This window comes from Pseudoxanthomonas kaohsiungensis, from assembly GCF_010211765.1.
GTDB lineage: Bacteria > Pseudomonadota > Gammaproteobacteria > Xanthomonadales > Xanthomonadaceae > Pseudoxanthomonas > Pseudoxanthomonas kaohsiungensis.
The window spans coordinates 15698-39303 of the sequence record NZ_PDWO01000021.1 but is presented as its reverse complement, the minus strand read 5'-3'; the positions used below and the strand labels follow the sequence as shown (position 1 = coordinate 39303).

Sequence of the window (23606 nt, the reverse complement as noted above, 5' to 3'; positions counted from 1 at the left end):
ACAGGCCGCACTCCAGCCTTGGCTACCGGACACCCAAGCAGTTCAAGGAAGATCAGCAGCAAGAGCAGCAACCGACCCACCGAGCCATCGTCAACTAACCGGTGGTCCTAAAAAACCCGGCAGGTCAGGGTGGTGCTGGCAGGGCCGCCGCCATGGATGGAGCTGGGCATGAATGTCGCCGGCTGGCTGGCGATGTCGCTGGTCGGGCCGTTCTACGTCGCCGCCGGCTTCGGCCTGTACCTCAACCGCCGCACCGAGACCGAGGCCTGGGACGTGGAGCTGGCCTTCCGCCGCCTGCGCGAACGCCTGCATGCACGAGCCGCCGTCCCGTTGCTGATGGCGCTGCTGGCTTGCGCCTGGTTGCTGCCGGCACCGGCACAGGCCCAAGCCCAAGCGCAGGTCGGAGCGCCGGCGCCGACCCAGGTGGCGGGCGATGCCGACGCGCCGGCGACCCTGGCCCAGGTGTTCGGCCCGGACCTGGCCGAGGACGCATCGTTCCGCGAGGCCGCGCAACGCGCCTACGACGATCCGCTGTTCGGCGGCGAGCGCACGGTGGTGCGCTGGAAGCGCAAGCCCACGCCCGGGCGCGACCTGCCGGAGATCGAGGGCCCCGACCTGTCCGGCCTGGCCGCACTGCTGTCGCTGGTCGCCGAGTGGGGGTTGTGGGTCCTCGCGGCGGTCGCGCTGCTGGCTCTGGTGGTCACCGCGCCGCGCTGGCTGCCCTGGTTGCAGGGCTCCGGACGCCGCGCACCCGCCACCGCACCGCCGGTGCAGCGCGCGCCGCTGCCGCTGCCGGAAGCGCTGCCCGACGACATCGCCAGCGCCGCGCGCCGGCTCTGGCAGCAGGGCCGGCATCGCGATGCGCTGTCGCTGCTCTACCGCGGCAGCGTCGAGGCGATGGCGAACGAGGCCGGGATCGAACTGCCACCCGGCGCGACCGAGGCGCAATGCCTGCGTGCGTCGCGGCGGCTGCCGGCCGATGCGGCGCGCGAGCTGTTCGCGCGGGTGGTGCGCACGTGGCAGTACGCCGCCTACGCCGGGCGCCTGCCGCAGGACACCGAGTTCGAGGCGATGCTCGAAGCCTCGCACGCGCAATGGGGATGGGGTCGATGACGCCGCGGGCGCAGCGATGGCTGCAGGGCACCGTGCTGGCGCTGGTGGGCGCGGCCGCGGTGGTCGCCGCGGTGGCCTGGTTCCTGCACACCCATGAGCGGGTCGAGGAGCAGGAACCGGAACCGGCCAGCGGCGAAGTGCTGTGGAACCCGCTCTACGCCCTGCGCCAGAGCCTGGTGGCCGACGGCCAGCGCGCGGTCAGTCGCCAGCGCCTGCAGCCCGGGATGTTCGCCGGCGCGCCGGGCGACACGGTGCTGCTGGACATCGACCCGGCGCGGATGCGCGGCGACGAGGTCGATGCACTGCTGGACTGGGTCGACCGCGGCGGCCACCTGCTCGTGCGCACGCCGCCGCCGGGACCGGGCGACGGGGACGAAGACGACGCCGCGGCCGCGTCCGCCGTGCCGCCGTTGCTGCACCGGCTCGGCGTGGAAGCCCTGGCCGCGCCGCAATGCGTGCACCTGCAGGTGGAGGCCGGCGATCCGCACGTGGAGCTGTGCGAAGGGCGGCGGCTGCGGCTGGGCGATGTCCGGCCGCGCCTGGCGTGGGGCGACGCCGAGGCCGGCCATGCCTTCGTGCGCATCGACCACGGCCGCGGCACGGTCGACCTCCTGGCCGATTTCGATTTCCTGCAGAACCCGCAGCTGGACGAGGCCACCCACCAGGCGTTGGCGCGGCAGTTGCTGGCGCCCAACTACGGACGCGGCACCGTGCACCTGGTCCACGCCACGTACCTGCCGTCGCTGTGGTGGCGGCTGGCGCGCCATGGCTGGCCGCTGTGGCTGCCGCTGGCGTTGCTGCTGGCCGGTGCGTTGTGGCGTCGTGCGCAGCGCTTCGGGCCCTGGTTGCCTTCGCCGGCGGGCGCGCGCCGTTCGCTGCGCGAACACGTGCGCGCCAGCGGTGCGCTGCTGCATCGCCTGGGCCAGGCGCCGCTGCTGTACGAGGCGGTGCGCGAGGCGTTCCTGGCGCGCTTGCGTCGCCGCGACCCGGCCACCGCCGCGCTGGCCGGCGAGGCCCGCGTGCAGGCGCTGGCCGAGCGCATGCAGTTGCCGCACTACCTGGTGCGCGACGCGCTCAGCCGCAACGGCGTGCAGGACCGTCAAACCTATCGTGCGCGCGTGCGCACCCTGATCCAGTTGAGGAACCGGCTATGAACGACACCGTCACCCCCGCGGCCGCCACGCCCATGACCGGCACCGCACTGGCCGAGCGCGTGGAGGAGGTCCGCACCGAGGTCGCCAGGGCATTCATCGGCCAGGACGAGGCGCTGGACCAGGTGCTGGTCGCGCTGTTGGCCGGCGGCCATGTCCTGATCGAGGGCGTACCCGGACTGGGCAAGACCCTGCTGGTGCGCGCGCTGGGCCAGGCGCTGGAACTGGACTGGGCGCGGGTGCAGTTCACCCCGGACCTGATGCCCAGCGACGTCAGCGGCCATGCGGTCTACGACCCGAAGACCGAGAGCTTCAAGATCCGCCGCGGCCCGGTGTTCACCCACCTGCTGCTGGCCGACGAGATCAACCGCGCGCCGGCCAAGACCCAGTCGGCGCTGCTGGAAGTGATGCAGGAAGGGCAGGTGACGATCGAAGGCCGCTCGTTCGCGCTGGCGCCGCCGTTCATGGCCCTGGCCACCCAGAACCCGGTCGAGCAGGAGGGCACCTATCCGCTGCCCGAGGCGCAGCTGGACCGCTTCCTGCTCAAGGTGCTGATCGGCTATCCGAAGCTGGAGGACGAGAAGCGCCTGGTCGAGGCGACCACCGGCGGGCGCAGCGGCGGCGATTTCGACCTGTCGCAGGTGCGGCGCGTGCTCGATGCCGGACAGGTGCGGGCGATGCAGGAAGGCACCGCGCAGGTGGCGGTCGACCCGGCGGTGCTCGACTACGCGGTGCGGATCGTCGCGGCCACGCGCAAGGCGCCCGGCATCGCCCTGGGCGCCGGTCCGCGCGGCAGCATCGCCCTGGTCCGCGCGGCGCGCGCGCAGGCGGTACTCGGTGGCCGCGATTTCGCCACCCCCGACGACGTGCGCGCCATTGCCCTGCCGGCGCTGCGCCACCGCATCACCCTGGCGCCGGAGCTGCAGATCGACGGGCAATCGGTGGACGAGGTGCTCAATGGACTGCTGACGCGCGTGGAGGCACCGCGCCAGTGAGCGGCCATCGCGCGCCTTCGCCGCGGGGTCATCGCCGGTGAGGCCGGCGCCGGCCCTGCTGGTCGTGCTCGCAGCCTGGGCGGCGGTGGGCGCGTGGGTCCTGGCCGGTCGCGCGCCGTGGGCGGCGTGGTGGTGGACCGGCGCCGCGCTGGCGATGCTTGCCGCGTTCGATGGCCTGCGCCTGCGCCGGCAACCGACGCCGCAGGTGGAGCGCGCGCTGCCCGACGCGTTGCCGGTCGGCCACAGCCGCGACGTGGAACTGCAGTTCACCTCCACGCGCCGCCAGCACCTGGAGGTGTTCGACCTGCACCCGGTCGGCTGGCCGGTGCAGGGCCTGCCGCAGCGGCTGCGCCTGGCGCCCGGCGACGCCACGACGATCCGCTACCGGCTCACCGCCGCCGCACGAGGGCTGGCGGAGTTCCCCGGCACGCAGTTGCGCCTGCGCTCGCCGCTGCGGCTCTGGACGCAGTCGCGCATCGCCGGCGCGCCGCGCCAGGTGCGCGTGTATCCGGACTTCGCGCCGCTGGCGCGGCTGGCCCTGTTCAGCGCCGAACAGGCCTCGCGCCTGGTCGGCGCGCACCTGCGCCGGCGTCGCGGCGAGGGCACCGACTTCCAGCAGATGCGCGAGTACCGCGTCGGCGACAGCCTGCGCCGGATCGACTGGAAGGCCACCGCCCGTGCCCGCAAGCTGGTGTCGCGCGAATACCAGGAGGAGCGCAACCAGCAGCTGCTGCTGGTCGTCGACACCGGCCGGCGGATGCTGGCCAGCGAAGGCGGGCTGTCGCACTTCGACCACGCGTTGAATGCCGCGCTGGTGGTCGGCTGGCTGGGACTGCGGCAGGGCGACGCGGTCGGCCTGCTTGCCGGCGGCGGGCCCGAGCGCTGGGTGCCGCCCAAGCGCGGCATGGGCGCGCTGGACGGCCTGCTGCGCGCCAGCTACGACCTCGACCCCGCGCCGGTGGCCACCGACTACCTGGCCCTGGCCACGCGGCTGGCGCGCCAGCATCCGCGCCGCGCGCTGGTGATGCTGGTGACCAACGTGCGCGACGAGGACAGCGAGGAACTGCTGGCCGCCGTGCGCCTGCTGCAGCGCCGGCACCTGGTCTGCGTGGCCAGCCTGCGCGAGCAGGTGCTCGACGCGGTGCTCGATGCGCCGGTGGCGACCCTGGACGATGCGATCGACGCCGGCGCGGTGGCCCATTACCTGGCCCAGCGCGCGGCCGCGCACGACGCGCTGCGCCAGCACCGGGTCATGACCGTGGACGTGGCACCGGCCGACCTGCCGGCGGCGCTGGTCGAACGCTACCTGGCGGTCAAGCGCGACGGACTGCTGTAGCCTGTAGGCACTCATCCAGGATGCGGGAGCAGGCGATGGCGACGGGACAGGGTTCGGCCGGCAACGTGATCGCGGCGCTGTGCAGCTTCTTCGTGCCCGGCCTGGGGCAGCTGCTGCAGGGACGGGTGCTGTCGGCGATCCTGTGGTTCCTCGGCGCGTGCATCGCGTTCGTGGTGACCTGGCTGCTGACCCTGTCGCTGCTGCCGTTCGGCTGGTTCGTGGTCAGCGTGTTCGCCTGCATCAACGCCGCGCTCTACCGGCGCCCGCCGGGCTGACACCCCGCCTCGCTTCTCACGTCAGTCGCCTCGCCCGGACCGCGGGGGTGTTCACGCGCGCGGAAGCGAGACCTCGACCCAGGCCGGCGCATGGTCGCTGGCCTTTTCCTGGAGCCGCACCCATCGGTCCACGCCGGCGCGCCTGAGGCCGGCGGCCAGCACGGGATTGAGCAGCAGGTGGTCGATGCGCAGCCCGCGATCGCGTTGCGCGTGCTGGCGGAAATAGTCCCAGAACGTGTACGGCGCCTGTTCCGGATGCAGGTGGCGCAGCGCATCGGTCCACCCCTGCGCCAGCAGGCGCGCGTAGGCCTCCCGCACCTGCGGCTGGATCAGCGCGTCCTTGCGCCAGGCCTTGGGATCGTAGACGTCGTCGTCGGTGGGAATGACGTTGAAATCGCCCAGGATCGCCACCGGATGGGGTTGCCCGACCAGGCCGCGCGCGTGGTCGGCCAGGCGCTGCATCCAGCGCAGCTTGTAGTCGAACTTGGGCCCCGGTTGCGGGTTGCCATTGGGGAGGTAGACCGCGGCGACGATGACGCCATGTACCGCCGCCTCGATGTAGCGGCTCTGGGTGTCGGCGCGGTCGCCGGGCAGGTCGCGCCGGCTTTGCACCGGCATCACCCCACGCCCGAGCAGCGCCACGCCATTCCACGAGCGCTGGCCGCGCCAGATCGCACCGTAGCCGGCCTGCTCCAGCTCGGCTTCCGGAAAGGATCCGTCGGGCGCCTTCAGCTCCTGCAGGGCGACCACGTCCGGTTCCTCGCGCGCCAGCCACGCCAGCAGGTGCGGCAGGCGCGTGCCGATCCCGTTGACGTTGAAGGTGGCCAGCTTGAGTGTCCTGCGTCGCGGCATCGCCCGCCTCGCCCGTCCCGTCCGGGCCCATGCCAGCGCAACCGGTGCGAAGGGCGCGTCATGCCGCGGAGTCAGGCCGGGAACAGGCCCGCCTGCGCCGCGGGATAGACCAGACCATCGCCCGCCGGTCGCGCCGCCGGATGCAGCGGATGCGGCTGCGGCGGCGCGTCGTCGATGATATGCAGCACTTCATGGCCGCGATGGCTCAGCAGGTCGGCGACCAGCCGGCGATGGCAGCGCCACCACAGCACCTCGGCGCACAGCAACGCCGTGCGTCGCCCGGCCGCCAGCGCCAGCGCCCGCTCCAGGGCGTGCGCGAACTCGGCACTGGCCATGTGGTCCGCATACCCCTGGAAGGCGGCGTTGCGCCATGCGCCGTTGGGCGAGCCGGGCTGGACCGGTCGTCGCCCGCCCAGCCCGGGCAGCCACAGATAGGCGATGCCCGTGCGCGGCAACGCCTCGCCCATGGCGTCGCTGGCGAACCAGGGATGGCGGCGCGACCCCGGGAAGCGACGCACATCGGCGATCGCCTCGATCCGGTGGTGCCGCAACAGCGCCACGAAGTCGTCCCACGTCCGCGTGGAGTGGCCGACCGTCCACAGTGCGGGTAGTCCGCCCGGGCTGCTGTCGCCGCCGCTGATGGCGATGTCCGGCTCTTCCACGGGCGCTTGCTTCACGGGAGGTTCCGTCGGCGAGGGACCAGGATGCCGAAGCTAGCGCAGCGCGCATCCAGGCCAGGTGAGCCCGGGGGGATTCAGCGTCTGAAGCAGTCAGGAACCGCGCGATAGCGGTGGCCGGTCTGGATGCTGCGTTCACGCCCGGGGTGACACCGTGGCGCCATCCCCCACCGCCGATGCCTTATGGACGCCGCGCCGCTCGTCACCTTGAACATCCGCCTCGCCGATGCCTATCGGGTCGAGGACCACGGGCTGCGGGTGCTGGAGTCCATCTCGGACAACCGCGCCCTGCCCGAGCGGGTGCGCAGTCGCGCCGACCTGCACGGGGTGGAGACCAGTGCGCAGCGCGCGAGCATCCTGCACGCGTTGCAGATGACCAGCCCGACCCTGGCCCAGCGCCTGACCGCATCATCGGCCGAACCGCTGCCGCGCACGGCGACCCTGGCCGACTGGAGCCGCCTGGAGCGTCGCGAGATCGCCGCCTATGCCGACCTGCTGCCCTATCTGCGTTTCGCCGGCATCGAGGGGTTGGCGAGCGAGTGCGCCGCCGCGCTCGACCTGCAGCGCTCGGTGCTGCACTGGCTCGAGTCGCTCGACGCGGCGGAGGCGCCCGCGCTGGCGGCGCCGATGCCGGCGGGCTTGCGACTGGCGTTCTGAGGTGTGCGGCCCGGCAGGACTTCGTCCTGGCCGGATCGGGCATCGCAGGCGAGGTCAGCAGCGCTTCCCGCGGGACGCGGCGCAACCGCTCGGCAGTTCCCGCACGCCGGCCGCATCCAGCGCCTGCAGCAACGGCGCCAGCGGCAGCGCGGGCGCGGTGCCGCGGTGGCCGTGCACGGTATGCGCGCGCAGCAGCGAGTTGAGGATCGCCTCCTCGGTGGCTTCGGCCGTGGCCTGGAACAGCGGCGTCATCGCGTCGTTGGCGACGCTGGCGGCCGGCTGCACGCGCAGGTCGGCCCGGCGGCGATTCTGCGGGGCGGTGGAGAAGGCGATCACGTAGTCGCCCGAGCCGTTGGACATGTCCGACCCGGTGCGGGCCAGGCCGGTCAGCGCCCGCGTGGCCAGGCGCCGCAACGCCGCCGGGTCCAGCGGCGCGTCGGTGGCGACCACGATCATGATGCTGCCGTCGCCCGCCGAGGGTGCCGGCAGCTCTGCGTGCGCGACTTCCGCCGGATCGGGCAGCGTCTTCCACACCGGCACGCCGGCCACGGTCAGGTGGCCGCCGAAATTGCTCTGCACGAGCACGCCCACGGTGTGGCCGCCCTGCTCCGGGGGCAGCCGGCGCGAGCTGGTGCCGATGCCGCCCTTCCAGCCGAACGCGACGGTGCCGGCGCCGGCACCCACCGCGCCTTCGCCGACCTCGCCATAGGACAGCCGCGCCAGTGCCTGCTCCACCTGCGCGGTGCCCAGCGGACGCGCGCGGATGTCGCTGAGGTAGCCGTCGTTGGTTTCGCCGACCACGGGGTTGATCGAGCGCACCTGCTCCATGCCCGGTTGCACGAGCAGGTGCGCGGCCAGCGCATCGGCCACCTTCCACACGCCGAGGGTCCCGGTCAGCAGGATCGGCGTCTCCAGCTCGCCCAGCTCCTGGACCTGGGTCACGCCGAGCAGCTTGCCGAAGCCGTTGCCGACCACGACCGCCGCGGGCACGCGTTCGTGGAACAGGTTGCCGCGATGCGGGACGATCGCGGTGACGCCGGTATTGAAACGGGTGCCCTGCGCCAGCGTCGCGTGGCCGACGCCGACACCGTCCACGTCGGTGATCGCGTTGCGCGGCCCCGGGGGCAGGGAACCGATGGCGATGCCGACCTCGCGCGCGCGGGGGCGCGGGGCCTCGGCGGCGAGCGCTCCGGCAGGAAGGCTGATGGCGATGAGGCAGGCGAGCAGCAGCCGGGTCGGCAGGATTCTCATGGGGCCATGCTAGCCGCTGCGGCTCCGGTGCGCCGGCCGACGAAGTCACCGGCCGGCGCGGGGGCGCCCGTCAGCGGAAGATGTCGCCCATCACTTCGACGACCAGGCCGCTGCCCAGCGACACCAGGATCAGGTCGTCGCCGGCCACGCGCCATTCGTGGCCGGCGTAGACCGGCAGGTCCCGCAGCATGGGCCCCGGCACCATCTTCTTGGCGATGCCCGGCGGCAGCGGCTTGCCGCGGGCCAGGTTCTTGCGGATGCCCGGCGGCAGCGGGGCGTAGTCGACGTAGCCGTGGCGTTCGGCGATCCGGCGGGCGTCGCCGCTGCCGATGCTCACCGACAACAGTCCGCCGACGTCGGCGTCGACGCGCACGCCCGAGGGGCCGGCGTACTCGTGGCCCTGCTTGGCGTTGCCATGGCCCTTGCCATGGCCTTTGCCCTCCGGCGGGGCGGCGAAGGCGGGCAGTGCCAGCAGGCCGGCCATGACCAGGGAAGAAAGGACGATGGCGTGTTTCATGGTCGCGTTCCTGTCGGGTGGTGGACGGCGCTCGACGCCGCGGGTATGCGCTAGATACCCGCCGCCGCCCCGCGGCGCCGTGAACGGAGTCGAAGAACCGCCAGGTCGCTGGGCTGCGGTTCAGCTGTGGATGCGGTCGGCTAGTCCGCCGTCACCAGTACCGGATCGCGCTCGCGCAGCGCGGCGTAGACCGCATCGGTCTGCGGCCGCACCCCGTGCCAATGCTCGAAGGCCTCCGCGGCCTGCTCGACCAGCATGCCCAGGCCGTCGACGACGTCGTGGCAGCCGGCCGCGCGCGCCCAGGCGAGGAAGTCGATCGCCGCCTCGCCGTAGTTCACGTCCACCGCCAGGGTGCGGCTGTTGACCAGCGACAACGGTGCGCTGAATCCGTTGCCGTCGCCGCGCCCGGCCGAGGTGGCGTTGACGATCAGTTCGAAGTCGCCGAGGTCGCGCATGTCCTGCCAGTAGCGCGAGTGGGCGCGCTCGGGTTCGCCGAGCGCATCGGCGAGCGCGTCGGCGCGCTCGGGCGACCGGTTGACGATGACCAGTTCGGCGATGCCGGCGTCGAGCAGGGCGGGGGCGACGCCGCGCGCCGCGCCGCCGGCGCCCAGCAGCAGCGCGCGGCGCGCGCGCAGGTCCAGTCCCTGGCGGCTGGTCAGGTCCCTTACCAGGCCGGCGCCGTCGGTGTTGTCGCCATGCCACTGGCCGTCGTTGCGGGTCAGGGTGTTGACCGCGCCTGCCCGGCGGGCGCGGTCGCTGGTGCGCGCGCACAGCGCGAACGCGGCCTCCTTCAGCGGCAGGGTCACGTTCGCGCCGCGGCCGCCCTCGCCGGCGAAGCGTTCCAGCGCCGTGGCGAAATCCACCGGCGCCGCGTCGATGGCGGTGTACTCCAGCGCGATCCCGAGCTGGTGGGCGAAGGCGGAATGGATGCGGGGCGAAAGCGAGTGGCTGATCGGGTGGCCGAAGACGGCGTATCGGGCGGTGGACATGGCGTGGTATGAATCCGCGGATTGGGGAACCTGCCGGGAGCGACCACCATGAAACGTGCACTGGGCGTCGCCGTCGCCTGCAGTCTACTCTGCGGCCCGGCGCTGGCGCAGCTGGCCGAGTACGGCATCGAGGGCATCTGGACGGTCTCCACCCGCGATGCCGAACTGCGCGGCAGCGTCTCCCCCGACGGCAAGCGGATGGTCTGGGGAAGCGACCGGGCCGGGGGCCCTGGCGGGGGCGACCTGTGGCAGGCGCGCAGCGAGGACAAGCGCTGGCTCGACCCGCAGCCGCTGCCGTTCAACACCCCGGCGCTGGAAGCCGAGCCCACCTTCAGCGCCGACGGCCGCTGGCTGTACTTCGTCTCCGACCGCGCCGGCGGCGCCGGGGGGCGTGACCTGTACCGCGTGGCGGTGGACGGGGACGGCTACGGCCAGCCCGAGTGGCTGGGTGCGGCGGTCAACACCGATGCCGACGAAGGCTCGCCCCTGCCGAGCGCCGACGGCCAGTGGCTGCTGTTCGCCAGCAATGGCGGCCACGGCCAGGGCGGATACGACCTCAAGCTGGCGCGCAGCGCGGGCGGGGGCTTCGTCCTGCAGGGCCCGGTGCCCGGGGTCAACAGCGGCCATGACGAGTTCGACGCGGCGTGGCTGGATGGCGGCCGCGTCCTTGCATTCGCGCGTGGCGACGCGGGAACCGGGGCCGTGCGCGTGTACCTGGCGGCCTGCGACGGCCGCCAGTACGCCGGCGCGACGCCCTGGACGCTCTCGTTCAATACCGAAGGCGGCTACACCCGCGCGCTGGTCGCCGATCCGTCGCGACCGGGCGAGGGGACCGTCACCGGTTCGGCGCGGTCGCCCAGGGCCGGCAAGACCGATCTTTACCGGATCGTGCTGCCGACCGTGCGCGGCCAGGACGGCTGCCTGGCCACGCACGGCGGCTGAGCGGGCTCAGCCTTCGCGCAGCCAGCGCGCCGCGTCGAGTGCGTAGTAGGTCAGCACGCCGTCGGCGCCGGCGCGCTTGAATGCCAGCAGCGCCTCCAGCGCGCAGGCCTTCTCGTCCAGCCAGCCGTTGGCCGAGGCGGCCTTGAGCATCGCGTACTCGCCGCTGACCTGGTAGGCGAAGGTCGGCACCCCGAACGCGTCCTTCACCCGCCGGATCACGTCCAGGTAGGGCAGGCCCGGCTTGACCATGACCATGTCCGCGCCCTCGGCGATGTCGAGTTCGACCTCGCGCAGGGCTTCGTCGGAATTGGCCGGATCCATCTGGTAGGTGAACTTGTTGCCCTTGCCCAGGTTGCCGGCGCTGCCGACCGCACTGCGGAACGGGCCATAGAACGCCGAGGCGTACTTGGCGGCGTACGACATGATCCGGGTGTTGACGAACCCGGCCGCTTCCAGCGCCTCGCGGATCGCGCCGATGCGCCCGTCCATCATGTCCGACGGCGAGAGGATGTCCACGCCGGCGGCGGCATGGACCAGCGACTGCTTCACCAGCGCCTCGATGGTGGCGTCGTTGAGGATGTAGCCGGATTCGTCGATCAGCCCGTCCTGGCCGTGGGTGGTGTACGGATCCAGCGCCTGGTCGCTCATCACGCCCAGCTCGGGGAAGCGCGACTTCAGTGCGCGGATCGCGCGCGGGATGATGCCGTCCTCGTCCCAGGCGATGCGGCCGTCGGCGGTCTTGGCCGACGGGTCGGGCACGCCGAACAGGTCCAGCACCGGCACGCCCAGTTCCAGCGCCTGCTCGCCCACGCGCAATAGCTCGTCGACCGAGAGCCGCTCCACGCCCGGCATCGACGGGACCGGGGCGCGGCCCTTCTCCTCGTGCACGAACACCGGATAGATCAGGTCGTTGCTGGTGAGCAGGTGCTCGCGCATCAGGCGGCGGGAGAAGTCGTCGCGGCGCATGCGCCGCGGGCGGACGTAGGGGAAGCTCATCGGCGGCTCCGGGAAAAACAGGCGTCCATGATACGCGCCGCCCCGCCCGGGCCTGTCCGGTTCATGGTCGCGGCGTCCGGGTGCGGCGGGGTTGCTGGCCGATTCACGCGCGGCGGAGGATGATGCGGTCCATCGCCATCGTCCCCGGGGGATCGCCATGCGCCTGCACATCGCCGCGTTGACCGCCGTACTCCTGTTGTCCGGCTGCGCCGGGTCGTCGAAGGTCATGGTCGGCCAGGCGCGGCCGGCGATCGATCCCGCGCAGGTCCGGATCTACACGGTCGTGCCTGCCGGCTCGCAGGAGATCGCCCAGATCGAAGCCAGCAGCGCGATCGGCTTCGGCACCCAGGGCCAGACCGATTCGGCGGTGGCGCGGCTGAAGGCCGAAGCCGCCGCGCTCGGAGCCAACGGCGTCGTGCTGATGGGCGTGGGCGCGTCCGGCTCGTCCGGCGGCGGCGTGTCGGTGGGCGGCGGCAGCTGGGGCAGCAGTTCCTACGGCGGCGTCGGCATCGGCATCCCGACCCAGCAGAAGAAGGCGGTCGGCATGGCGATCTGGGTGCCGCCGGGCGCGGTGCCCGCGGAGGTGCCGATGCCGGCACCCGCGGTCGAACCGGACACCCCGGCCAAACCCCTGTAGGAGCCGATTCATCGGCGACCCGACGCCGTCGGGCGGGCGATGCCCACGACTTGCGCCCTCGGGTCGCCCATGAGGATGGGCTCCTACAGCCGAGGGTGTAGCGGCTTGCGAAAAGGTGGTCCCCGTCAGGGCGCTTCTTCTGTAGGAGCCGATTTATCGGCGACCCGACGCCGCCGGGCCGGCATCGCCTACGCTGTGCGCCCTCGGGTCGCCCATGAGGATGGGCTCCTGCACCCGGGGGCGGCGGCGCGTCCGTCAGGCCCCGGGCTTCAGGCACCGTGCGAAGAAGTCCTCGGCCAGGCGGTAGCGGTGCAGCGCATCCTTGCCCGACAGGCCGTGCTTGGCACCGGGGTAGGCCATCAGCTCGAACGGCTGGCCGCGCTGCTGCAAGGCCGACATCACCGCGGTGGTGTTGGTGAACAGCACGTTGTCGTCGGCCATGCCGTGGACCAGGAGCAGCTTCGGCGCGTCCGCGCCGACCAGGCCGTCGACGTGCGTGAGCACGCGCGCATCGCGGTAGCCGTCGGGGTTGGATGCCGGCAGGTCCATGTAGCGCTCGGTGTAGTGGGTGTCGTACAGGCCCCAATCGCTCACCGGCGCCCCGGCCACGCCGCAGGCGTAGGCGTCGGTGCGGGCGAGCAGCATCAGGGTCATGTAGCCGCCGTTGGACCAGCCGTGCACGCCGATCCGCGCCGGATCGACCCACGGCTGCGCCTTCAGCCAGTCGATGCCGCGCAGCTGGTCGTCCACCTCCACCGTGCCCTGGCGGCCGTACAGCGCGCCGCCGAACTCGCGCCCACGCCGCGGCGTGCCGCGGTTGTCGAGCGAGAACACCACGTAGCCCTGCTGGGCCAGGTACTGGTTGAACAGCGCGTCGCTGCGCGCCGGCCAGGACCGGGTCACGGTCTGCGCGGCCGGTCCGCCGTAGACGAAGACCACGACCGGGTACTTCTTCCGCGGATCGAAGCCGTCGGGTTTGATCAGGCTGTAATGCAGCGGCGTGGTGCCGTCGGCGGCGGTGACCGTGCCGAACTCGACCGGGCGCTGCGCGTCGAGGAACGTGGCGAACGGATGGTCCGGGTCCGACAGCTCGTTGCGCAGCAGCGTCGCCAGCCGGGTGCCATCGTTGCCGTACAGCTCGATTTGCGGCGGCGTGCCCGGCGCCGACCAGCTGTCGACGTAGACGCTGGCGTTGCGGGCGAAGCTCGCCGCGTGCATGCCTTCGGAGGCTGACAGGCGCTCGATCGCGCCGCCGGCCAGCGGCACGCGGTACACGTGCTTTTCCAGCGGCGAATCCCGGGTGCCGGCGAACCACGCGTAGCCGGCCCTCGCATCCACGGCCAGCACCTCGTCGACGACCCAGTCGCCGGAGGTCAGCGGCGTGAGCGTGGCGCCGTCTTCGGAGGCCAGGTACAGGTGCTGGAAGCCGCTGCGTTCGGACGACCAGAGGAAACGACCGTCCGGCAGGAAGCGCAGGCTGTTGTGCAGTGGCACCCAGGTCCTGGAGGTTTCGGTGGCCAGGATGCGCAGCGCGCCCGTGGCCAGCGTCGCCTCGACCAGCTCGAGCGTCTTCTGGTCGCGGGACTGGCACTGGAAGGTGAGCCGCTTCGCGTCGCGCCAGTCGACGCGGGCCAGGTAGATGTCCTGTTCCTTGCCCAGGTCGATCCAGCGCGGCTTGGTCCCGGCCGCGGGTGCGATCACGCCCAGCCTCACGGCGACGTTGGGTTCGCCGGCGGCCGGGTAGCGCTGCTCGATCACGTCGGTGCGGTCGGCATAGACTTCGTAGCGCTTCTGCACCGGCACCGGCGATTCATCGATCCGGGCAAACGCGATGGCGCTGTCGTCCGGCGCCCACCAGTAACCGGTATGGCGGTCCATCTCCTCGTCGGCGACGAATTCGGCCACGCCGTTGCCGATCGTGTCGCCGCCGTCGAAGGTCAACTGGATCTCCTTGCCGCTGGCCAGGTCGATCACCCACAGGTTGCGGCCCCGTATGAAGCTGGCGAACCCGCCACGGGGCGAGATGCGCGGATCGGTGGCGAAGCCGCCGCCGGAGGTGAGCTTGCGCACCGCCGCGGGGCCGGCGCGCTCGAGGTCGTAGAGGTAGAGCTCGCCGCCCAGCGGAAACAGCAGCGCCTTCCCGCCCGGCGACCACTGGTAGTCGACGATGCCGGAGTAGGCGGCGATGCGTTGCCGCTCGCGGCGCGCCTTCTCCTCGTCGCTGAGCGTCTCGGCGCGGGGCAGCACCACGCTGGAGTCGGCCAGCAGCCGGGTCTGGCCGCTGGCGATGTCGTACTCCCACAGGTCCAGCCGGTTGCGGTCGCTGTCCTTGCCGCGCAGGAACGTCACCCGCGTGCCGTCCGGCGACACCTGCGGCTTCATCAGCGTCGGTCCGGACAGCGGCGCGCTGCCGGTGATCGCCTCCAGGGTCAGTTTCGCGGCATGGATCGGGGCGGTAGCGAGCATCGTCATAAGCAGGACCGGCAGGGCAAGGCGCATGCGTGGGGATATCCGTGGGCGGCTGGGCGAAACAGGAGCGGGATTGTAGGCGTCGTCGGCGGTTGGCCGGCCGTGACGGCGGGAACAGGCCGGAACCTGTTCGGGCCAAGATATGTCCCGGGTCATGTCCGAAGCGGACTTGCCGCATGACAGCGTTGTCCGATTCGGATGCGCCCGGAGACCGCATGAATGGACAAGTGCTCGCAATTGGCAGCATATGCTGGCTTCTTCGCCGAACGTGAAGAATGGTGCGGCGTCCGCCGGGGGCTGTCGACGATCGGCCTGGCGCGAGCCCGACATTAGGCCTGACAGCACCAGCAATCGTAGGTGTGCGACCGGTGTGCAGCCCGCCGCCAGACGAATCAAAGAGATAGCGCTAACATTCAGCTATACCTCGATGCGTTTTTGCGCATGACAGCGCTGTTCTTTGTTGCCGCACAACATCGAATTGCGGCGTTTTTTTTGCGTTTTTTTTGCGTTTTTTTAGCGTTTTCCTGGCTCCGTGCGTCGCTGGTTTGACAACGCTGTCAGACCGGCCCCTAATCCGCCGCGTCGGCGACTGTCCGGGGACAGCGTCTGGCCATAACTCAATCGAATTCGTGCGATTCCGGGAGGGAGAACCCATGAACCACAAGCAAGCCTTGCCCAAGAAGCGGCTGCTCACGTCCGCGCTGCTGCTGGCGCTGGCGCCGGCGACCCACGCCATCGCCCAGGACCAGGCGCCGCAGGCGGCCGCAACGGCCGATCCGAACGCCGCGGTCGACCCCACCGAGCTCGACACGGTGGTCGTCACCGGCATCCGCGCCAGCCTCACCTCGTCGATGAACCTCAAGCGCGACGCGCAGGGCATCGTCGACGGCATCGTCGCCGAGGACATCGGCAAGTTCCCCGACACCAACCTGGCCGAGGCGCTGCAGCGCATCTCGGGCGTATCGATCGACCGCACGTCCAGCGGCGAAGGCTCCAAGGTCACCGTCCGCGGCATCGGCCCGGACTTCAACCTGGTCCTGTTCAACGGCCGCCAGATGCCGGCCTCCAACCTCGGCCCGGGCGGCGGCGGCACCTCCAACTCGCGCTCCTTCGACTTCGCCAACATCGCCGCCGAGGCGATCTCGGCCATCGAAGTGCACAAGACCGGCCGCGCCGAACTGCCGGCCGGCGGCATCGGCGCCACCCTGAACGTCAAGACCGCGCGTCCGCTGGAGATCGGCGAGCCGCTGGCCAGCGTCGGCTTCAAGGCCGTCCACGACTCCTCGGCGCGCAACCTGCCGCAGAGCTACCCGGGCGCGATCGTCACCCCGGAAGTCTCGGGCATCTTCAGCAACACCTGGGCCGACGGCACCTTCGGCATCACCCTCAGCGGCAGCTACCAGGAGCGCGAGTCGGGCTACAGCCAGGCCAGCGTGGCCGACGGCTGGATCACCTTCGCCGGCGACTCCAACAGCTGGAACGCGCTGCCGCTGCCGGGCCAGGGCTATTCGGACCGGATCACCAACCGGCCGGGCCTGGACGACGTCTACGCGCGTCCGCAGAACACCGGCTACAGCGTCAACGGCGTGCAGCGCCAGCGCACCAACGGCATGCTGACCATGCAGTGGGCGCCCAGCGACAGCGTCACCGCCACGCTGGACTACGCCTACATGGAGAACAAGGTCCAGCAGCAGCGCAGCGAACTGTCGGTGTGGTTCAGCCAGACCGCCGGCGACAGCTCGTGGACCGACGGCCCGGTCTCGGCGCCGATCATGTACGAAGAGGAATACACCAACGCCGACCTGTCGATGGGCGGCATGCAGCTGGCCACCAAGAACAGCGGCGACTCGCTCGGCTTCAACGTGGAGTGGGAAGTCAACGACTCGCTGAAGCTCGCGTTCGACTACCACAACTCCAGCGCCGAATCGCGCCCCGACAGCCATCTCGGCTCGGCCGGCGTGCTCGGCGTGGCCGCCTACGTGCGCGGCAACACCACCGTCGACTACAGCGGCGAGATCCCGATCGTCAACGTGCAGCTGCCGCCGGGCATGAGCGCGGTGCAGGCCGCCGATGCCCTGGTCACCGGCTCGGTCTTCCAGAACAGCTACAACAAGTCCGAGGTCGAGCAGCTGCAGGCCGATGGCCGCTTCGAGTTCGGCGACTACTCGGGCCTGGATTTCGGCATCGCCGCCACCGAGGTCAACAACCGCACCGCCGCGGCGGTGATGCAGCGCGATACGTGGGGCGGCGTCGGCACGCCGGGCGACTACGACGACAGCATCTGGACGGCCGACAACATGTCGCGCTACTTCGACAGCTTCGGCAACAGCAACAACCCGATGTGGACCGACGACTTCCTGGTGTTCGACTTCGAGCGCCTGCGCCAGGCCGCCATCGCCGTCTCCGGCTGCGCGAGCTGCTACGAGATGCCGACCGAGTTCACCGACGACCTGCGCACCACCGAGAAGTCCAAGAGCGCCTACCTGCAGTACACCACCAGCTTCGACTGGTCGATGCCGCTGGACGTGGCGGTGGGCGTGCGCTACGAGCAGACCGACGTCGATTCCTCGGCGCTGGTGCGCATCGCCAACGGCATCTCCTGGGATTCGGCCAACGAGCTGTACGTGACCTACCAGCCGGGCCAGGGCTTCACCGAGCTGGAGGGCGACTACGACTACTTCCTGCCTAACCTGGACATGGCGTTGCACGTGACCGACGAGATCGTCGCCCGCGCCAGCTACAGCGAGACCATCGGCCGGCCGGGCTGGCAGCAGATCCAGGGCGGCCAGCGCCTGGCCAACATCGTCCGCGTCGACGGCGGCGACGGCAGCAGCGGCAACCCCGGGCTGGAGCCGTTGCTCTCGCGCAACTTCGACCTGTCGCTGGAGTGGTACTACGGCGAGTCGAGCTACGCCTCGATCGGCTACTTCCGCAAGAACATCAAGAACTTCATCAGCGACACGATCGTGCGCGAGACGCCGTTCGACCTGCACACGCCGGTGGGTGGCGCGTACTGGAACGCGGCGCTGGCCAACGGTTGCGCCGCGGGCGACATGGTCTGCATCCGCAACTACATCTTCACCAACTACGCCGGCTCGCCGGGCGTGACCGTCACCGGCACCGACTCGTCCGGCGCGCTGACCGGCAGCATCGTCGGCCAGCCGGGCGACCCGGTCGCCGGGTTCGACATCACCACCCCGGCCAACCAGCGGTCCGACCACCTCGACGGCTTCGAGGTCAACGTCCAGCACGTGTTCGGCGAGTCCGGCTTCGGCCTGGCGGCGAACTACACCAAGGTCGATTCGGGCCTGACGTTCGACAACAGCGACCTCGGCACGCAGTACCCGATGATCGGGCTGAGCGACTCGGCCAACCTGGTGGCGTTCTACGACAAGAACGCCTGGCAGGTGCGCGTGGCCTACAACTGGCGCGACGAGTTCCTCAACGGCATCGGCGGCGGCGGCACTCCGCCGAACCCGAACTGGACCGAGGAGTACGGCCAGGTGGACGCGATCATCAGCTACGAGGTGATGGAGAACCTGACGTTGAGCCTGGAAGGCATCAACCTGACCGACGAGACCCAGCGCATCCACGCACGCCACGAGAACATGGTCCGGTTCGCGACCCAGACCGGCCCGCGCTACATGTTCGGCGTCCGCTACCGGTTCTGACGTTCCATCGCAGTGGGCTTGCCAGGCGATCCCTCCCAGGTCGCCTGGCGGAGAGGGGCCGCTGGATACGTCCAGCGGCTCCTTCTCCATCCACGCATGCATGATGCTACGGCCGGCTTTCCTGTACCCCGCAGATCGGGCACGATGCCGCAGGACGCCGCATCCGCGCCCGGCAACCGCCGACCCACGATGAGCAACCCCGTTCTCCTGAACCACGTCGAGCACCGCGACCTGCGCGTGGACGCCCGCCGTGGCGCCGCGTTCGGCGACGACGTGATGTACGCGCCGGCGGTGCCGGCCGAGTTCCGCAGCCTCCAGGCCCATTACCCGATCGTGTTCCAGCGCGACGCGGCGGGCGGATTCCATCCGCTGGCACTGTTCGGGCTTCGGCAGGGCGAGAACCTGTTCCTGGACGGCGAGCGCTGGGATGCCACCTACATCCCGCTGGCCATCGAGCGGCAACCGTTCCTGATCGGCGTGTCCGGCGCGGAGCCCATGGTCCACGTCGACCTGGACCACCCGCGCGTGCGCGCCGGCACCGGCGAGGCGCTGTTCCAGGGACCTGGCATCGCCAGCGAGTTCCTCGAGCGTGCCCGCACGACGCTGCTGATGCTGCACGACGGCATCCTCGCCACGCCCGCGTTCGTCGACGCGCTGCAGCGGCACCAGCTGCTCGAGTCCTTCGTGCTGGACATCCGCCTGGACGACGGCTCCGACAACCGGCTGGCCGGCTTCCACACCATCGACGAACGGCGCCTGCAGGCGCTGGATGGCTCGGCGCTCGAGCAGCTTTCGCGCGATGGCCACCTGCTGCCCGCCTACATGGTGCTGGCTTCGCTGTCGCGCTTCCGCGACCTGATCGAGCGGATGAACCGCCGCCGTGCTGCCGGTCGCTGAACCCATCCGCGAAATCGCGGGAGTGGCGCCTGGCGCGCTGCCGGACGAACTGCTGCGCTCGACCGAGCCGCTGGTGCTGCGGGGGCTGGTCGCGCAATGGCCGATGGTCCAGGCCGCCGGCCAATCCACTTCCGCCGCGATCGGCTACCTGAAGCGGTTCGACCACGGCGGCATGCCCGTGGTGGCGACCGTCGCCCCGCCGGAAGCCGCCGGCCGCGTGTTCTACGACGACGACATCCAGGGCTTCAATTTCCGCCGCGAGAAGATCCCGCTGGCGGTCGTGCTCGACACGCTGCGCAAGTACGAGGCCGACCCGGCGCCGCCGCTGATCTACGTGGCCTCCACCACGGTCGACACGTTCCTGCCCGGTTTCCGCGAGGAGAACCGGCTCGGTTTCGGCGACCGCGATCCGCTGGCCAGCATCTGGATCGGCAACCGTAGCCGCATACCGGCGCACCAGGACGTGCCGGACAACCTGGCCTGCGTGGCTGCGGGACGCCGCCGGGTGACCCTGTTCCCCCCTTCGCAGCTGGCCAACCTCTATATCGGCCCCCTGGACCACACGCCCGCCGGGCAGGCGGTGAGCCTGGTCGACTTCCACGCGCCCGACCACGCGCGCTTCCCGAAGTTCGCCGAGGCGCTGCGGCATGCCCGCGGCGCGGAGCTCGAGCCGGGCGACGCGGTGTTCATCCCCAGCATGTGGTGGCACCACATGGAAGGGTTGGAGGCGTTCAACGTGCTGGTCAACTATTGGTGGCGGCAGTCGCCGCCGTGGATGGACACGCCGATGAACGCGCTGATGCTGGCGATCATGAGCGTGCGCGACCTGCCGCCGGCCGAGCGCGCGATCTGGAAGGACGTGTTCGCCCACTACGTATTCGACTACGACGAGGCCGAGGTCGCCGGCCACATTCCCGAACCGGCGCGCCGCGCGCTGGGACCCATGGACGAAGCCCGCGTCCGCCACCTCAGGGCGCTGCTGCTCAAGCGCCTGGACCGTTGAGTACCCCGAGATGATCCCTTCCGATCCCGTGACCCGCCCCCGCCCCGTCAAGCGCGTCGTCATCGCCGGCGGCGGTACCGCCGGCTGGATGGCCGCCGCCGCCCTGTCCAAGACCCTGGGCCGGGTGCTCGACATCACCCTGGTGGAATCGGAGGAGATCGGCACCGTGGGCGTGGGCGAGGCGACGATCCCGACCCTGGTCACCTTCCACCGCCTGCTCGACATCAAGGAGCAGGAATACATGGCCGCGGTGCAGGGCACGGTCAAGCTGGGCATCTCGTTCGAGAACTGGAAGGACGTCGGCCACCGTTACATCCACTCGTTCGGCATCAGCGGCAAGGACCACTGGTCGACCGGCTTCCAGAACTTCTGGCTGCGCGGCCGTGAGGAAGGCCTGGCCAGCGAGTACAGCGACTACTGCATCGAGCTGCAGGCCGCGTTGCAGGACCGCTTCTCGCACCTGCCGCGCTACCACGTGAACTACGCCTACCACATGGACGCCGCGCTCTACGCGCGCTTCCTGCGCGGTTTCAGCGAGCGCCACGGCTGCAAGCGGGTCGAGGGCAAGATCGTCGATGTCGCCACCGACGGCGAGGGCTTCATCTCCTCGCTCAAGCTCGAGCGCGGCGAGGTCATCGAGGGCGACCTGTTCATCGACTGCACCGGATTCCGCGGCCTGTTGATCGGCAAGACCCTGGGCGTGGGATTCACCGACTGGTCGCACTGGCTGTTCAACGACAGCGCGCTGGCCACCCAGACCACCGCGGTGCGCGATGCGGTGCCGTACACGCGCGCCATCGCCGGCAGTTCCGGGTGGCAGTGGCGGATCCCGCTGCAGCACCGGGTCGGCAACGGCATCGTCTACTCGAGCCGGCACATGGACGACGACCAGGCGCGCGAAGAGTTCCTCGGCAGCCTCGAGGGCGAGGTGATCAAGCAGCCGTGGCCGGTGCGGTTCAAGCCCGGCCAGCGCGAGCAGTGCTGGGCGAAGAACTGCGTGGCCCTGGGTCTGGCCGGCAGCTTCATCGAGCCGCTGGAATCGACCACCATCCACCTCATCCAGCGCGGCATCGTGCGCCTGCTGCAGACCTTCCCGCAGGTGATCACCCAGCCGGCGATCGACGAGTACAACGCGCGCCTGGACGAGGAGCTGCAGCACGTGCGCGACTTCGTGGTGATGCACTACCACATCAGCGACCGCCGCGATTCGCCGTACTGGCGGGAGATCGCGGAGATGCGCATTCCCGACACGCTGCGCCACCGGATCGAACTGTTCCGCGAGACTGGCGAGGTGTTCCACGTGCCGGGCGAACTGTTCGGGGTCAACTCCTGGGTGCAGGTGATGCTGGGGCAGGGCATCCAGCCCAGGCGCTACCACCCCACCGCCGATGTCATGAGCCAGGCCGACCTGTCGCGGTTCCTGGGCGACATCCGCCAGAACGTGCTGCATACCGTGCGGCAGATGCCGATGCACATGGACTACATGCGCAGCTACGCGCCGGCGCCGGTGCCCGAGGCGGTGCGCGTCGCGGGCTGAGCCGCTGCGTAGAGCGGGGCTCGCCCCGCTGCCGTGGATCGCATGTGCCGCCAAGGGCAGCGGGGCGAGCCCCGCTCTACGAAAAGCGCAAGGCTCGGCGGCGGGGTCGGCTCAGCGGCCGAACAGCTGCTTGCGCTGCTCGTCAGTGAGCGGCTTGCCCGCATCCGGGTTGACCTGCGCGGTCAGCGCGTAGGCGCGTGCGGTCGCCGGGCGCGCGGCGATCGCGGCGTGCCAGCGGCGCAGTTCCGGATACGGCTCCAGGTCCAGCGGCGCCTTGGTGTACGGGTTGATCCACGGGTACGCGGCCATGTCGGCGATCGTGTACTCCTCGCCAGCGATGAAGCTGCGCCCGGCCAGGCGCCGGTCGAGCACGCCGAGCAGGCGCTGCACCTCGCGCGTATAGCGGTCGATCGCGTAGTCGATCCTTTCCGGCGCATATACGTTGAAGTGGCCGTACTGGCCGGTCATCGGGCCCAGGCCGGCCATCTGCCACATCAGCCACTGGTTGACCTCGACCTTCTGCCGCACGTCGGCGCCGAAGAAGCGCCCGGTCTTGTTGGCCAGGTAGACCAGGATCGCGCCGGATTCGAACACGCTCAGCGGCGCGCCGCCGTCGGCGGGCGCATGGTCGATGATCGCGGGCATCTTGTTGTTGGGCGAGAAGGCCAGGAACTCCGGCTGGAACTGGTCGCCCTTGCCGATGTCCACCGGCTTGACCGTGTACGGCAGCCCGGTCTCCTCGAGGAACAGGGTGATCTTGTGGCCGTTGGGCGTGGGCCAGTAGTACAGGTCGATCATGCGGCGACTCCTGGGAGGGGGAGCCGCGAGTGTAGGCCCCGGCGACGCGCCGGGGATGGATCACACCGTTCCCGGCCCGGGGCGGCCGCGCCGCCGCTTGGCAGCCAGCGGCGCGGCCGCTACCCTGCGCCGTCCCTTTCCCCGTGCAGCCCCCCATGTCGCATCCGCAGACCACCGGCGCGCCGCGCCTGAGCCCGCTGTCCACGCTGATCTTCGCCTCGCGCTGGCTGCAGCTGCCGCTGTACCTGGGGCTGATCCTGGCCCAGGGCGTGTACGTGTTCCTGTTCGGCAAGGAGCTGTGGCACCTGATCCATGAGGCGCGGGGACTGGGCGAGCAGCAGATCATGCTGATCGTGCTGGGCCTGATCGACGTGGTGATGATCTCCAACCTGCTGGTGATGGTGATCGTCGGCGGCTACGAGACCTTCGTCTCGCGCCTGCGCCTGGAGGGCCATCCGGACCAGCCGGAGTGGCTGAGCCATGTCAACGCCTCGGTGCTGAAGGTGAAGCTGGCGATGGCGATCATCGGCATCTCCTCGATCCACCTGCTCAAGACCTTCATCGCCGCCGGTACCCTCAACGGACTGCCGTTCTGCCCGCCCGAGCTGCTCGCCACCGCCGCGGCCAACATCGGCGCGACCCGCTGCAGCACCCTGACCACCGACGGCGTGCTCTGGCAGACGATCATCCACTGCGTATTCATCCTGTCGGCCATCGGCATCGCCTGGACCGACAAACTGATGACCAACGTCAGCGCCAAGCGCGAGCACGAAGCCCACCACTGAGGCAGCACCGGCGCCCGCGCGGGTACTGGCGCGGGCAGCCGTCCCGGTTCACCGGCTT

The 23606-nt window shown here is 70.8% G+C and carries 21 protein-coding genes; 13 read left to right on the top strand and 8 right to left on the bottom strand.

Annotation, left to right across the window (positions count from 1 at the left end; translation table 11 throughout):
- The first annotated feature begins 168 nt into the window (after positions 1–168).
- Genes CSC66_RS16290 through CSC66_RS16270 form a run of 5 tightly spaced genes read left to right on the top strand, consistent with a single transcriptional unit; the run spans position 169 to position 4870 of the window.
- A complete protein-coding gene (locus tag CSC66_RS16290; RefSeq protein ID WP_162378471.1) occupies positions 169–1113 on the top strand; it encodes a DUF4129 domain-containing protein in 945 nt (314 codons plus the stop codon).
- Positions 1110–2267: a DUF4350 domain-containing protein gene (locus CSC66_RS16285; RefSeq protein ID WP_162378470.1), complete on the top strand. Its 1158-nt coding sequence runs from the start codon at positions 1110–1112 to the stop codon at positions 2265–2267. The genes CSC66_RS16290 and CSC66_RS16285 overlap by 4 nt, the downstream gene beginning before the upstream one ends.
- Complete coding sequence (locus tag CSC66_RS16280; protein WP_162378469.1) at positions 2264–3259, top strand: AAA family ATPase; 996 nt, start codon at positions 2264–2266, stop codon at positions 3257–3259. Before CSC66_RS16285 ends, CSC66_RS16280 begins: the two co-directional genes overlap by 4 nt.
- Before the next feature lie 37 nt (positions 3260–3296).
- Positions 3297–4595: a DUF58 domain-containing protein gene (locus tag CSC66_RS16275; RefSeq protein WP_162378468.1), complete on the top strand. Its 1299-nt coding sequence runs from the start codon at positions 3297–3299 to the stop codon at positions 4593–4595.
- Between the two features lie 35 nt (positions 4596–4630).
- Positions 4631–4870, top strand: coding sequence for a hypothetical protein (locus CSC66_RS16270; RefSeq protein WP_162378467.1), 240 nt, complete (start codon positions 4631–4633; stop codon positions 4868–4870).
- Positions 4871–4921: 51 nt separating this feature from the next.
- On the opposite strand, the gene xth is transcribed toward CSC66_RS16270, so the two are convergent.
- Positions 4922–5722, bottom strand: a complete 801-nt coding sequence (xth, locus tag CSC66_RS16265; protein WP_162378466.1) for an exodeoxyribonuclease III — start codon at positions 5720–5722, stop codon at positions 4922–4924.
- A 71-nt stretch (positions 5723–5793) separates the two neighbouring features.
- On the bottom strand, positions 5794–6384 hold the full coding sequence (locus CSC66_RS16260) for a DUF488 domain-containing protein (RefSeq protein WP_238394435.1): 591 nt from the start codon (positions 6382–6384) through the stop codon (positions 5794–5796).
- Between the two features lie 198 nt (positions 6385–6582).
- Between CSC66_RS16260 and CSC66_RS16255 the strand changes: the two genes are divergently transcribed.
- Positions 6583–7056 carry a hypothetical protein gene (locus tag CSC66_RS16255; protein ID WP_162378464.1) on the top strand — a complete coding sequence of 158 codons (474 nt, stop codon included), beginning with the start codon at positions 6583–6585 and terminating at the stop codon, positions 7054–7056.
- Between the two features lie 54 nt (positions 7057–7110).
- On the opposite strand, the gene CSC66_RS16250 is transcribed toward CSC66_RS16255, so the two are convergent.
- The 3 genes from CSC66_RS16250 to aroE all read right to left on the bottom strand — a co-directional run bounded on the left by CSC66_RS16250 (position 7111) and on the right by aroE (position 9813).
- Positions 7111–8307: a P1 family peptidase gene (locus CSC66_RS16250; protein WP_162378463.1), complete on the bottom strand. Its 1197-nt coding sequence runs from the start codon at positions 8305–8307 to the stop codon at positions 7111–7113.
- A 70-nt stretch (positions 8308–8377) separates the two neighbouring features.
- Positions 8378–8824 (bottom strand): anti-virulence regulator CigR family protein, encoded by a 447-nt coding sequence (locus CSC66_RS16245; protein ID WP_162378462.1) that lies wholly within the window; start codon positions 8822–8824, stop codon positions 8378–8380.
- A 140-nt stretch (positions 8825–8964) separates the two neighbouring features.
- On the bottom strand, positions 8965–9813 hold the full coding sequence (gene aroE, locus CSC66_RS16240) for a shikimate dehydrogenase (RefSeq protein ID WP_162378461.1): 849 nt from the start codon (positions 9811–9813) through the stop codon (positions 8965–8967).
- A 48-nt stretch (positions 9814–9861) separates the two neighbouring features.
- Here aroE and CSC66_RS16235 point away from each other — a divergent pair, with 48 nt between their 5' ends.
- On the top strand, positions 9862–10755 hold the full coding sequence (locus CSC66_RS16235; RefSeq protein ID WP_162378460.1) for a TolB family protein: 894 nt from the start codon (positions 9862–9864) through the stop codon (positions 10753–10755).
- A gap of 6 nt (positions 10756–10761) precedes the next feature.
- On the opposite strand, the gene hemB is transcribed toward CSC66_RS16235, so the two are convergent.
- Complete coding sequence (gene hemB, locus CSC66_RS16230; protein ID WP_162378459.1) at positions 10762–11751, bottom strand: porphobilinogen synthase; 990 nt, start codon at positions 11749–11751, stop codon at positions 10762–10764.
- A gap of 157 nt (positions 11752–11908) precedes the next feature.
- Here hemB and CSC66_RS16225 point away from each other — a divergent pair, with 157 nt between their 5' ends.
- On the top strand, positions 11909–12388 hold the full coding sequence (locus CSC66_RS16225) for a hypothetical protein (RefSeq protein ID WP_162378458.1): 480 nt from the start codon (positions 11909–11911) through the stop codon (positions 12386–12388).
- 255 nt (positions 12389–12643) lie between these two features.
- Here the strand turns inward: CSC66_RS16225 and CSC66_RS16220 are convergent, their stop codons facing one another.
- Positions 12644–14854: a S9 family peptidase gene (locus tag CSC66_RS16220; RefSeq protein ID WP_162378472.1), complete on the bottom strand. Its 2211-nt coding sequence runs from the start codon at positions 14852–14854 to the stop codon at positions 12644–12646.
- Positions 14855–15510: 656 nt separating this feature from the next.
- Between CSC66_RS16220 and CSC66_RS16215 the strand changes: the two genes are divergently transcribed.
- From CSC66_RS16215 to CSC66_RS16200, 4 genes are all read left to right on the top strand, one after another.
- A complete protein-coding gene (locus tag CSC66_RS16215; RefSeq protein ID WP_162378457.1) occupies positions 15511–18528 on the top strand; it encodes a TonB-dependent receptor in 3018 nt (1005 codons plus the stop codon).
- Between the two features lie 189 nt (positions 18529–18717).
- Complete coding sequence (locus CSC66_RS16210; RefSeq protein WP_162378456.1) at positions 18718–19425, top strand: SapC family protein; 708 nt, start codon at positions 18718–18720, stop codon at positions 19423–19425.
- On the top strand, positions 19412–20428 hold the full coding sequence (locus CSC66_RS16205; RefSeq protein ID WP_202935678.1) for a cupin-like domain-containing protein: 1017 nt from the start codon (positions 19412–19414) through the stop codon (positions 20426–20428). Before CSC66_RS16210 ends, CSC66_RS16205 begins: the two co-directional genes overlap by 14 nt.
- Before the next feature lie 10 nt (positions 20429–20438).
- A complete protein-coding gene (locus tag CSC66_RS16200) occupies positions 20439–21965 on the top strand; it encodes a tryptophan halogenase family protein (protein WP_162378454.1) in 1527 nt (508 codons plus the stop codon).
- A 111-nt stretch (positions 21966–22076) separates the two neighbouring features.
- Here the strand turns inward: CSC66_RS16200 and CSC66_RS16195 are convergent, their stop codons facing one another.
- A complete protein-coding gene (locus tag CSC66_RS16195) occupies positions 22077–22763 on the bottom strand; it encodes a glutathione binding-like protein (protein ID WP_162378453.1) in 687 nt (228 codons plus the stop codon).
- Positions 22764–22918: 155 nt separating this feature from the next.
- Between CSC66_RS16195 and CSC66_RS16190 the strand changes: the two genes are divergently transcribed.
- Positions 22919–23548, top strand: a complete 630-nt coding sequence (locus CSC66_RS16190; protein WP_162378452.1) for a TIGR00645 family protein — start codon at positions 22919–22921, stop codon at positions 23546–23548.
- Positions 23549–23606 lie beyond the last annotated feature (58 nt).

Bases quoted from the DNA above. Each gene is read 5' to 3' on its own strand.
- CSC66_RS16220 (WP_162378472.1), bottom strand. From the start codon at position 14,854: ATGCTCGCTACCGCCCCGATCCATGCCGCGAAACTGACCCTGGAGGCG.
- CSC66_RS16210 (WP_162378456.1), top strand. From the start codon at position 18,718: ATGAGCAACCCCGTTCTCCTGAACCACGTCGAGCACCGCGACCTGCGC.
- aroE (WP_162378461.1), bottom strand. From the start codon at position 9,813: ATGTCCACCGCCCGATACGCCGTCTTCGGCCACCCGATCAGCCACTCG.
- CSC66_RS16190 (WP_162378452.1), top strand. From the start codon at position 22,919: ATGTCGCATCCGCAGACCACCGGCGCGCCGCGCCTGAGCCCGCTGTCC.
- CSC66_RS16235 (WP_162378460.1), top strand. From the start codon at position 9,862: ATGAAACGTGCACTGGGCGTCGCCGTCGCCTGCAGTCTACTCTGCGGC.
- CSC66_RS16285 (WP_162378470.1), top strand. From the start codon at position 1,110: ATGACGCCGCGGGCGCAGCGATGGCTGCAGGGCACCGTGCTGGCGCTG.
- CSC66_RS16255 (WP_162378464.1), top strand. From the start codon at position 6,583: ATGGACGCCGCGCCGCTCGTCACCTTGAACATCCGCCTCGCCGATGCC.
- CSC66_RS16245 (WP_162378462.1), bottom strand. From the start codon at position 8,824: ATGAAACACGCCATCGTCCTTTCTTCCCTGGTCATGGCCGGCCTGCTG.
- CSC66_RS16215 (WP_162378457.1), top strand. From the start codon at position 15,511: ATGAACCACAAGCAAGCCTTGCCCAAGAAGCGGCTGCTCACGTCCGCG.
- CSC66_RS16200 (WP_162378454.1), top strand. From the start codon at position 20,439: ATGATCCCTTCCGATCCCGTGACCCGCCCCCGCCCCGTCAAGCGCGTC.
- CSC66_RS16290 (WP_162378471.1), top strand. From the start codon at position 169: ATGAATGTCGCCGGCTGGCTGGCGATGTCGCTGGTCGGGCCGTTCTAC.
- CSC66_RS16250 (WP_162378463.1), bottom strand. From the start codon at position 8,307: ATGAGAATCCTGCCGACCCGGCTGCTGCTCGCCTGCCTCATCGCCATC.
- CSC66_RS16195 (WP_162378453.1), bottom strand. From the start codon at position 22,763: ATGATCGACCTGTACTACTGGCCCACGCCCAACGGCCACAAGATCACC.
- xth (WP_162378466.1), bottom strand. From the start codon at position 5,722: ATGCCGCGACGCAGGACACTCAAGCTGGCCACCTTCAACGTCAACGGG.
- CSC66_RS16270 (WP_162378467.1), top strand. From the start codon at position 4,631: ATGGCGACGGGACAGGGTTCGGCCGGCAACGTGATCGCGGCGCTGTGC.
- hemB (WP_162378459.1), bottom strand. From the start codon at position 11,751: ATGAGCTTCCCCTACGTCCGCCCGCGGCGCATGCGCCGCGACGACTTC.
- CSC66_RS16280 (WP_162378469.1), top strand. From the start codon at position 2,264: ATGAACGACACCGTCACCCCCGCGGCCGCCACGCCCATGACCGGCACC.
- CSC66_RS16225 (WP_162378458.1), top strand. From the start codon at position 11,909: ATGCGCCTGCACATCGCCGCGTTGACCGCCGTACTCCTGTTGTCCGGC.